The following is a 10,436-nucleotide window of genomic DNA, read 5'->3' as shown; positions in this document are numbered from 1 at the left end:
ACTGGCAGAAGATTTCAACCACATGGCCTCCGAGGTCAAACGCAGCGCCCAGCTGGAAAAGGACATTCTGGCCAATGTAAGCCATGACCTGCGCACCCCGCTGACCCTGATCAAAGGTTATGCCGAAACGGTGCGCGACCTGACCGGTGCAGACGAAGCCAAACGTACCGAGCAATGCAACATTATTGTAGACGAAACCGACCGCCTGTCGGCCCTGGTCAACAGCGTTATGGAACTGAGCAAGGTACAGAACGGTTCCGAAAAGCCCAACCCCATCGACTTTGACATGAGCGAGTTGTGCTTTGAAGTTGCCGGACGTTACGACGCCCTTTGTGACCAGAACCACTGGACCCTGCGTCTGGAAGCCGACCAGGCCGCCCCCGTCAGCGCCGACCCCGCCATGATGGAACGGGTCCTGCACAACCTGCTGGGCAACGCCTTCCATCATATTGGTGAGGACGGCACGGTGGTGCTGCGTGTGATCCCCCTGGAAAAGAGCTGCCGTGTAGAGGTGGAAGACCACGGTCCCGGTATTGCACCCGAAGACTTGCCTTACCTGTTTGACCGTTATTACCGTGCCCGCCAGGACGCCGGAAAGACCGGTACCGGACTGGGGCTCTCCATTACCAAAGCGATTCTGCAGCAGCATGGATTTGCTTTTGGTGTGGACAGTGCCCTGGGCCGCGGTTCCACGTTCTGGTTCACAATGTGTGATACCCGTACCCAACCGAATCCCTGATACGTTGGAGGTAACCGCCATGGACAAACTTAACCGCGCAATGGATGAACAACTGGAAAAAAAGGTGGCCGATCTGACCGCCCACAACGACGAAACCGGCGACGGAAAACTGGATGCCGCCGACCTGAAAGCCCAGCTGAACCGCATTGAAGCACAGCTGGAACTGCAGGACCAGCAAAACCGCCGTATTATGCGCAACCAGAAACTGCGCATGACGCTGAGTGTGGTACTGACCCTGATCCTGTTGATTTCGCTGGCTGTATTCTCCTATTTCTCCCACAATGCCTATGTGGAGGTAATGGAAGCCACACAGCATGTCAACGGTCTGGCCGAGACATTGCAGGGCAGCCTGGACTCCGTGGACCCGGAAGCCCTGGATTCCATGATGCAGGATCTGCCGGTCATCACGGAGCAGCTCAAGCAGGTAGATGTGGATTCTCTGAACCAGGTTCTGGAAGCACTGCCCACCTTGCTGGATGACGTGAACAAGCTGAAATCTCAGGTAGAAACCATCAGCGGACTTCTGGGTTCCGTAGGCGCTCTTTTCGGTTCCTGATTTTTACCGCAACAACAAACCGGGCGGCAGGGAATCTTCCCTGCCGCCCGGTTTGCGCAGTCTGGTATCAGACTTGCTCAGCGCTGACGGTAGCTCTGGCAGTAATGGGGATTGTCCACATTCTGGTTGCAGCCGTCGCAATGCTCGGTGATCTTGATTGCATCCAGGTTGCAGGTGCAACCGTTCTGGTTGTACGCACAGGAGCAGACATCACAGGTAACGTTGGTGTTTTCCATCTTGCTCACCTCCTTGCCGGTAGTATGGCCCTTATACCGTAAATTTATACACAGCCGCCTTGCACAGTCTTGCGTGCTTGTGCTATACTGGGCACAAGGACGCATCTATCCCCCTTGGAGGTAACGCCATGACAATCCAGAGTATTATTGTGCTGGTCATTGTATTTGTACTGCTGGCACTGGCTATTATGTTTATCTGCCAGAACGGTGGTTGGCAGGGCGGCTGCGGCGGCAACTGCGCCAGCTGCCACAACAAATGCGCCACACCCAAACCCAAAGATCAGAACAAATCATAACCCTGTCCCTCCCCCTTGCGGGGAGGGCTTTTTTCTTTTGCCCGGTTGCACAAAAAGCCAAAAAAGGATATACTATGCTTATGTATATTCCAAAGTGGGAGGGTATGCCATGAAAGCTGATCGATACCGGTTTGACGGCTCGCGCCGCTGTGATCTGCGCGAGCTTCCCTGTGATGGAAAACAGGATAATCTGGATAAGGAACAGATTCTGGCCAAAACCGCCCGGAACCTGCAGGAGATGGCCTCGTTGCAGGATGCCCTGTATGCAGACGGACGGGAGGGCCTGATTTTTGTGCTGCAGGCCCTGGATGCCGCCGGCAAGGACAGCACCGTCAAGCATGTGATGGGCGGCCTGAATCCCCAGGGTGTGCTGGTTACCAGCTTCAAGCAGCCCAACAGCGAAGAGTTGAGCCACGACTACCTGTGGCGCGTTCACAAGGCGCTGCCCCCTCGGGGTTCCATTGCCATTTTCAACCGCAGCTACTATGAGGATGTGCTGGTCGTGCAGCTGCATGATCTGCAAAAGACCTACAAAATGCCCCCGCGCACCCTGGAAGAGGGCAAAAAGGCATTTTTCAAAAAACGCTACCGCCAGATCCGCCATTATGAGGAGTACCTCTATGACAACGGATACCGTGTGGTCAAGATTTTCCTGCACGTATCCAAAGAGGAACAGCGCAAACGGTTTCTGGCGCGCATTGACAATCCCGCAAAAAACTGGAAGTTCTCTCTCAGTGATGTAAAAGAACGTGCTCATTTTGACGAGTATATGGATATTTTTGAGACGGTGATCAACGAAACCGCCTCGGAGGAAAGCCCCTGGTTCGTCCTTCCGGCCGACCAGAAATGGTACACACGCTATCTTGTCAGCGAGATCGTGGTGGACACGCTTCGGCAATGCTGCCACGAATACCCCCGCCTGCGCGATGAGGCCCGGGCGGAATTGCAGGATTGCCGTACCCGGCTGGAAGCGGAGGAATAAAAAATGGCTCCCATTCGCGTATTACAGGTTATGCCCGCCATGGATGCCGGCGGCATGGAAACCTTTGTCATGAACGTTTACCGTACCATCGACCGGGAACAGGTGCAGTTTGACTTTTTGTACCATTATGACAAAGCCTGCTTTTTTGATGACGAAATCACCGCACTGGGCGGGCGCATCTACAAGCTGACCGTCCGGCAGGACAATAACCTGCCCCGCTACCTGCGGGAACTGCGCACACTTTTTGCCGAACACCCCGAATGGCGCATCCTGCACGGACATTACAGCGGCTTTGGTATGTTTTACAATCCCGTAGCCCGGCAGGCAGGTATTCCTGTCCGGGTGGGCCACAGCCATAATACGGCCTATGAGCGCAATCTGGTAGGGTTCCTGGACAGAGCCATGAGTACCCGTTTTTCTGCCGGCCTTACCGACCGGTTTGCCTGCAGCCAGCAGGCCGGTGAAATGCTGTTCGGTCAGGCCCCTTTTACGGTGTTGCCCAACGGCATTGACACCGCACTGTTTGCCGCGCGGGATGTGCGCCGCCGTGCCCTGCTGCGCGGTGACCTGGGTGTTGCCGACAATGAGATTCTGTTCGGCCATGTAGGACGCTTTTCCGCCCAGAAAAACCATGCAGGCCTTTTGCGGATTTTTGCCGCGGTGCGCCGCCGTTTGCCCAAAGCACGGCTGGTATTGCTGGGCGGCGGTCCCGCCCCTTACATAGACCAGATGCAGGCACTGGCCCGGGAATTGCAGCTGGGCGACAGTGTGATTTTTGCAGGCGTACGCAGCAACATTCAAAGTTTTTACGACGCCATGGACGCCTTTTTGCTGCCCAGCCTGTTTGAAGGCCTGCCCGTTGTTCTGGTGGAAGCCCAGACCGCCGGGTTGCCCTGTTTTGTTTCCGATACCATTGACCGCGGCGCCGCCTTTACAGACCGGGTAAAATTTTTACCGCTGAACGATCCCGAAGCCTGGGCCAACAGCATTGCTGCGGCCAGTCTGCGCCGGGACCCCGACGCGCGCCGCAAAGCGGTGGATGCCGGGTATGACATTCATACCAGCGCCGGCGTACTGCAGGAATTTTACCTGCGCCGTTATGGGGAGGTGACCCCATGACCCCTGAAACTGCCCCCCGCTGTGAGATCGCAGTGATTGTACCGGTGCATAACGCGGCAGCCTATCTGCCGGAATGCCTGGACGCACTGGCCGCCCAGCGGTTTGACGATTTCCGCTGTATTCTGGTGGATGACGGTTCCACCGATGCTTCGGCAGAACTGTGCGACGAAGCCGCCCAAAATGACCGCCGTTTTCTCGTGATCCACCAGCCGCAAAGCGGCGTCAGTGCCGCGCGCACCGCCGGGGTACGCAAAGCCCGCGCGGAGGGTGCCATCTGGTTGGCTTTCTGTGATGCCGATGACCGGTACCACCCGGATTTTCTGCGCACACTGCATGCTGCCGCCCAGGACGCAGCCCTGCCCCTGGCCTGTTGCCGCTACGATACCTTTACCGATACCGTTCCTGCGGAAACCGCAGCCCCCGATAGCTACCGGGTACTGACCGAACCAGTCCATCTGGAAGCGCTGCTTCACGACCACGCCGTAGACTACGGCCTTTGGAACAAATTGTACGCCGCCGGTCTGCTGACCGAGGCTATGTTGGACAATGATCTTGCTTACAACGAAGATCTGCTGGCAAACTGGCAGGCATTTTTGCGGGCACCGGGCTGCGCTTTCTGCGATTTTGCCGGGTACCATTACCGCCAGCATGCCGACAGTGCCAGCCACCGTGCCCTGCCGCCCCAAAGCATTGACGACCAGCGCCGTGCCGCGGCTCTGATCCGCAGCAGCGTACCGGCTCAATGGCCGGAGCTGCAGCAGTCCGCCAATGCGTTCTATTACGAGAAGCTGGTCTATCTGGCCAGTATGATTCAGCGCCGTGCCGATGCCGACAATTACCGGGTCCATCTGGGCGAGTTGAACATCGGCATTACGGCGGGACTGAAGGACCCCCAACTGGGCCGGAACCCCAAGCTGCCGTTTTCCATCCGGGTCGCCGCCTGGGCCACCGTGCGGATGCCCAAACTCTGGCGGCGTATCTGCCGTACATTTTTGAAGGACAGACAATAACCCATGCGTTTTTTATGGATACTTGACCGGGTGGAAAACCCCGCCAGCGCCAACGCGCTGCTTGCCTGCCGCCTGGTGGCCGAACTGATGGCCGAAGGCCATACCGTTCATCTGCTGGAATTGTGGGACGGCCAGACACCGCCCCCCGCCGCGCCGGACGGTGCGGTACAGCATACCCTTGCCTTTGCGGATGAACGGCTGATGAATACCGCCCTGGAAAACGGCGCCAAAGGCGGCACTCCGGTACCGCTGCGCCTGCTGCGGCTGGCTGCCCATCCTTCTGCGGTGGCGGCTGCCTTCCGGCAGCTGGTGCTGCACGCCCCCCGCCGCACAGTGGACAGCCGCCGGGAAATCGAACGGCTGGATGCCCGGTATCATTTTGATGCCGTCTGCGCGGTCTGTGCCCCGTATCGCACAGCCTTCGCCCTGGAAACCGCCCGCATCGGCGGTAAAAAGCTGTTGTGGCAGCTGGACCCCTACGCCAGCAACCGGGATTATAACGCCCCCGGCGGTTTTGCCCGGGAAGGGAAATTGCTGGACGCCATCGACGGGGCGTTCATCACTCCCCAGGCCCTGCCGGACTACGAGGGCGGGCCCTTGTCCGCCTGGCGCGAGAAAGTGCATGTGCTGGGTTTTCCCGTTCTGCTGCCCACACCGGCGCCTGCTGTTCACAACGGTATTCACTGCGTTTTTTGCGGCAGCCTGTACCCCACGGTGCGGGAACCCGACTTCGCCCTGACCTTGTTCACCCGATTGAACCAGCCTGACCTGACACTGACCATGGCGGGCGGCGGCTGGCAGCGGTTTGTTTCCCAGGCACAAACCGCCCGAAACGTTCTGGGCGATCGTTTTGTACAACCTGGACGGGTACTGCCCAGCCGTGCCGCCGAATTGGAAAATAACGCCGATATTCTGGTAAGTCTGGGCAATTTCTATGATAACCAGATGCCCAGCAAACTGTTCGTCTATTTTGGCAGCGGAAAACCGGTCCTGCATCTGGCTGTGAGCGAAAGTGACCCCACCCTGCCCTATCTGGCCCGTTATCCCCTGGCACTGGTTTTGCACCGTTCCGAAGGGGTGACTCCGGAAGTGCTGGATCGGCTGCGCAGCTGGCTGGCCCATGTAAAAGGGCAGCGCCTGCCCTATGAACAGGTAGCCGCCCTTTACCCGGAGTTCACTCCGGGCCGAGTGGCACAGGATTTTCTGGCCGCCTTATAAAAATTTCTGGAAAGGAGCGCCCCCATGCATGTCTTTTGGCTTGTAAGCATGGTTTTGCCGCAAGCGGCCGCCGCCTGTGGGCTGGATTCGGCCAGCGACGTAAGCGGCGGCTGGCTGACCGGTCAGCTTTGTGCCCTGCAAAACCGCAAGGACCTGCAGCTTACGGTGGCCTGTGTGGATAGCCGCCGCAAAACAGCGCTGTGCGGCGCATTGGACGGCGTGACCTACCGTATTTTGCCCGGCTCCCAGGATTTTCCTGCCTTGCTGCAAGCTGTGCAGCCTGACCTGATCCATATCTGGGGAACGGAATACGCCGCAGCCGCCGCCATGCGGCAGACTGCCGATACCCTGTTCATCCCCGTTCTGGTAGGGATTCAGGGCGTGATGAAAGATTGTGCCGCCCATCTGTGTGACGGTGTGCCCTCCTCCTATCTGCACAGCACACCCCTGGACCGGATGCTGGACCGCGCGATTCCCGGTGCCCTGCTGGACAAGATGCAGGCCAATTTTGATGCCCTCGCCGCCAGTGAAGCGGAATTGCTGAGCAACGCCCGCTATGTAACGGGCCGGACTTCATTTGACCGCCGGGCCGTAACCGAACTGGCCCCGCAGGCACGGTATTTTGCCTGCAACGAAACCTTGCGCCCCCTGTTTTATCAAGGTACCGAATGGAAACCACGCGCCTTCGGCCGGGCACCGGTGCTGCTGCTTTCCCAGGGGAATTATCCCTTGAAAAACCTGCACACCGTGCTGAAAGCGTTGCCTGCGCTGCTGGAGCGCTGGCCGGATCTGCAATTGCGCATTGCCGGTTGGCCCCCGCTGGACAAAGGTCCCTTGCTGCGGCCGCTGATTGCACGGCTGTTCCCTTACCAACGGTACTGCCGCCGCCTGGCGGCATCACTGGGCGTTGCCGATCACATCCATTACACCGGTCCGCTGGGCGCCGAAGCCATGCGGCAGGCCTATCTGGATGTCGATTTGTTTGTATTGCCTTCCCTGAGTGAGAACAGTCCCAACAGTCTGGGAGAAGCCATGCTGCTGGGTGTTCCCTGCATTGCCAGCTGTGCGGGCGGCATACCCGATATGATCACTGACAGACAGGAAGGTCTGCTCTACGGTGCCCCGTTGGATGCCGACGCACTGGCCAGCGCCATCGCACGGCTGCTTTGCGCACCGGACGGAGGTGCCGCTTTGGGACAGGCTGCCCGGCTGCGCGCACGGCAGACCCATGACCCCGCCGCCAACGCCGACACCCTGTGCGGCATCTACCAAACCATTGTACAGGAGGAAACGGTGTGAGTTCTTGGAAAACCAGCATCATTATCCCCTGTTACAAGGCGGCTGCCACCTTACGCCGAGCTGTGGCCAGCGCCCTGCAAGGCGCACCGGAGGACCTGCAGCTGCTGCTGGTGGACGACGGCAGCCCCGATGAAACGGGCGCCCTGTGTGACGAACTGGCCGCCGGTGACCCCCGCATCACTGCGCTGCACCGCCCCAACGGCGGCGCAGGCGCCGCCCGCAACACCGGTCTGGATGCCGCCCGCGGGGACTGGGTCCTTTTTCTGGACGCAGACGATGAGTTGCTGCCCGGGTTATGGGATACCCTTGACAAAACGCCTGTCACCGATGAGGACATGGTTCTGTTCGGTCTGCGCCGGGCCAGCGCCCCGCAAAACGACGTGCTGGCGCCTTTGCCGGAAGGATATTACCGCGGCCTGGCTGCCTTGGAACCGGCATTGCCGGCCCTGTTGTTTGATACCGGGTTGCTGGCGGCGCCCTACCCCAAGCTGTTCCGGCGCAGCACCCTCGGGGATCTTCGGTTTGAGGAAACCCTCAAAATCAATGAAGATGTCCTGTTTAACATACTTTTTTTACAAAAAACGACTGCCATTTATTGGCTGCGTGGTGTATACTATAAGCAAAACGATCTGGCCGAGGGAAGTTTGTCCCGTTCGCTGCGGGGCGACCTTCTGGATGCCGAGGCCATCACCCGCCCGGCCCTGGAAACACTGCTGAACAACAGCGGGCTGGCCCCTGCCCCCTACCTGCAAACCAGCCGGGTCCGCGCCTGCCTGAACCAGTACGGCCTGCTTACCGGTTGCCGGGGCACCATGCCCTTTGGGCAGCGCCGGGCTCTGTTTGCCCGCATTCTGGCCGATGAGGACGCCCGTGCCGCCCTGACTGACCGGCTGCACCGGGACCCCAACCGCCTGCTGGCGATCCCTTACCGAATTGGTGTGGCCTGCCGTTGGCCGGGTTTTCTGGCCGCTTATACTTTGGCCAAACAACGTTTTCTGTAAACAAGGAGAACCGTGATGGGCAATCCCCCAAAAATCAGCATTGTATCCACAGTATACAATACCGGGCCTTACCTGGAGATTGCTGTGCGGAGTATTCTGGCACAGACTTTCACAGACTTTGAACTGCTGCTTATTGATGACGGCAGTTCCGATGGGTCCGGGGTACTGTGTGATCACCTGGCCGCCCAGGATGCCCGCATCCGGGTCTTTCACCAGCCCAACGGCGGCCCTGCCAGCGCCCGCAACAAAGGTCTGGACAACGCCCGCGGCGCTTTGATCGGCTTTGTAGATTCCGACGATGTGATCGAGCCGAACATGTACCAGACCCTGTACGACGCCTTGCAGCTGCCCGATGTCCGTCTGGCCGCCTGCAGCGGCGACTGCATCGACGAAAAAGGGCAGCGCATTGAAGGGCGCCATGTGGCGATCCGCCGCCATGGTATACGGGACGCAGAAGAACTGCTGCTGGAAACGTTCCAGACCGGCAGCTACTACGGCCCCCTGAGCTGGAACAAACTGTTCGACATCCGGCTGTTCCGGGACAAGGGCGTCCACTACGACGAGACCATGCTCTTCGGTGACGATGCCAGTGTCCTGCACCGCATATTTGAGGGAGAGCGTTGCAACTGTCTGCCGGATGTTCTCTACCACTATCGCACCCGCGCCGGCCAGATCACCAGCACGGCGACATTTCCGCCCCGTAAGCTGGATGACCTGCGCATGTACTGGGATTGGCTGCAATATTTTGCCAGCCGCCCGGGGCGTGAAGAATATCGCCAATGGGCCACCGTATGGTATTGGCGCGTGTTTTATCAGTTCTGGTGTCAATCCGGCACTGCCGGAAACCTCCCGGAGCTGAAACCCAAATTTATGGCCCACAAAAAGCATCTGGACGCCGTACTGCCGGATCTTGTGCGCAGCCCGCTGCTGCCCGCCGGTGAAAAGTTGCGTGCCGTCCTGTTTTGCGCCAATCCCACAGCCCTGTACAACGCAGCCGCTGCCTGGGGACGCCTGGCCGCAAAAAAGAGGAAGGGGAATTGATTGATGGAACGCATTGCAATCAGCGTGATTGTACCGATTTATAATACCAAAACCTTCTTGCCCGAATGTCTGGACAGCATCCTGGCCCAGGACATTCAGGTGCCTTACGAGGTGTTGCTGGTGGATGACGGTTCCACCGACGGATGCAGTGAAATCTGCGATGCCTACGCTGCCAAGGATACCCGCATCCGGGTCTTTCACCAGGAAAACCAGGGACTCTCGGCAGCGCGCAATACCGGCATTGATGCAGCCCGCGGACGGTACTATGCCTTTGTAGACTCTGACGACGTGGTCCTGCCCGCTTATCTGCGCACCCTGTATGACGCCTGTGAACAGCACGATGCCTACATGGCTCTATGCGCCGTAGAGGACGTGCAGGAAAACGGCCAGAGCTGCGAGCCACCCCATTCCACCCATCCCGCACAGGAGGGCGTATTCTGCGGCAAGGACCTGCTCAATGAGTTCTATACCCCCAACGGCACCGTCTACACCGTAGCCTGGAACAAGCTTTACCGTGCCGAGGTTTGGAAACTGCTCCACTACCCCGAAGGGCGCCTGCATGAAGATGACTTTGTGGCACACCGGCTGTTCTGGCGGTGTGATAAAGTTGTCTGCGTGGATACCATCCTGTACCATTACCGGCTGCGTACCGGCAGCATCTGCCGTACTTCCATCAAGCCGGAAGCTTTTGATGCCGTGGACGGCCTTGCGGACCGCTACCGCTTCTATGTAGAGAACAACGCCGACCGTTCGGTGATCGATTCTGCCTATGCGGCCTGCTGGCGCCGTTATCTGTTCCTTTGCGCCAAGGTCCGGCAGAACCCCACCCCGCAGCTGATCAAAGCCATCAGCAAGGAACAGTTCCTGATGCAGGGGCTGATCAGCTACCTGCCCAACTGCCGCCACATGAAGATGACTGAAAAGCTTTCGGCGGCACGG

Annotated in this window: 12 protein-coding genes; 11 read left to right on the top strand and 1 reads right to left on the bottom strand. The window is 58.8% G+C overall.

Annotated features, from left to right (window positions below; all coding sequences use genetic code 11):
• On the top strand, positions 1–739 hold a 739-nt coding region (locus H6B10_RS09480; RefSeq protein ID WP_204651381.1), incomplete at its 5' end, for a sensor histidine kinase.
• Between the two features lie 19 nt (positions 740–758).
• Positions 759–1,295 carry a hypothetical protein gene (locus H6B10_RS09475; RefSeq protein WP_204651380.1) on the top strand — a complete coding sequence of 179 codons (537 nt, stop codon included), beginning with the start codon at positions 759–761 and terminating at the stop codon, positions 1,293–1,295.
• A gap of 77 nt (positions 1,296–1,372) precedes the next feature.
• Here the strand turns inward: H6B10_RS09475 and H6B10_RS09470 are convergent, their stop codons facing one another.
• Positions 1,373–1,531 (bottom strand): DUF1540 domain-containing protein, encoded by a 159-nt coding sequence (locus H6B10_RS09470; RefSeq protein ID WP_204651379.1) that lies wholly within the window; start codon positions 1,529–1,531, stop codon positions 1,373–1,375.
• A 128-nt stretch (positions 1,532–1,659) separates the two neighbouring features.
• On the opposite strand from H6B10_RS09470, the gene H6B10_RS09465 reads away from it, so the two are divergent.
• From H6B10_RS09465 to H6B10_RS09425, 9 genes are all read left to right on the top strand, one after another.
• A complete protein-coding gene (locus H6B10_RS09465) occupies positions 1,660–1,827 on the top strand; it encodes a FeoB-associated Cys-rich membrane protein (protein ID WP_204651378.1) in 168 nt (55 codons plus the stop codon).
• A gap of 109 nt (positions 1,828–1,936) precedes the next feature.
• Positions 1,937–2,809 carry a PPK2 family polyphosphate kinase gene (locus tag H6B10_RS09460; protein WP_204651377.1) on the top strand — a complete coding sequence of 291 codons (873 nt, stop codon included), beginning with the start codon at positions 1,937–1,939 and terminating at the stop codon, positions 2,807–2,809.
• 3 nt (positions 2,810–2,812) lie between these two features.
• The gene (locus H6B10_RS09455; RefSeq protein WP_204651376.1) at positions 2,813–3,928 is read left to right on the top strand and encodes a glycosyltransferase; all 1,116 of its coding nucleotides are present in this window, start codon (positions 2,813–2,815) and stop codon (positions 3,926–3,928) included.
• The gene (locus tag H6B10_RS09450) at positions 3,925–4,938 is read left to right on the top strand and encodes a glycosyltransferase family 2 protein (protein WP_204651375.1); all 1,014 of its coding nucleotides are present in this window, start codon (positions 3,925–3,927) and stop codon (positions 4,936–4,938) included. The genes H6B10_RS09455 and H6B10_RS09450 overlap by 4 nt, the downstream gene beginning before the upstream one ends.
• A 3-nt stretch (positions 4,939–4,941) precedes the next feature.
• A complete protein-coding gene (locus H6B10_RS09445) occupies positions 4,942–6,156 on the top strand; it encodes a hypothetical protein (protein ID WP_204651374.1) in 1,215 nt (404 codons plus the stop codon).
• A 24-nt stretch (positions 6,157–6,180) separates the two neighbouring features.
• On the top strand, positions 6,181–7,455 hold the full coding sequence (locus H6B10_RS09440) for a glycosyltransferase family 4 protein (RefSeq protein ID WP_204651373.1): 1,275 nt from the start codon (positions 6,181–6,183) through the stop codon (positions 7,453–7,455).
• Entirely contained in the window at positions 7,452–8,456 is a 1,005-nt protein-coding gene (locus H6B10_RS09435) for a glycosyltransferase (protein ID WP_204651372.1), read from the top strand. Before H6B10_RS09440 ends, H6B10_RS09435 begins: the two co-directional genes overlap by 4 nt.
• Positions 8,457–8,471: 15 nt before the next feature.
• Positions 8,472–9,497 carry a glycosyltransferase family 2 protein gene (locus tag H6B10_RS09430; RefSeq protein WP_204651371.1) on the top strand — a complete coding sequence of 342 codons (1,026 nt, stop codon included), beginning with the start codon at positions 8,472–8,474 and terminating at the stop codon, positions 9,495–9,497.
• Between the two features lie 3 nt (positions 9,498–9,500).
• On the top strand, positions 9,501–10,436 hold a 936-nt coding region (locus H6B10_RS09425; protein ID WP_204651370.1), incomplete at its 3' end, for a glycosyltransferase family 2 protein.

This window comes from Gemmiger formicilis, from assembly GCF_016901605.1.
In the GTDB taxonomy this organism is placed as follows: Bacteria; Bacillota; Clostridia; order Oscillospirales; family Ruminococcaceae; genus Gemmiger; species Gemmiger formicilis_B.
This window is presented reverse-complemented; position numbering and strand designations above follow the sequence as displayed.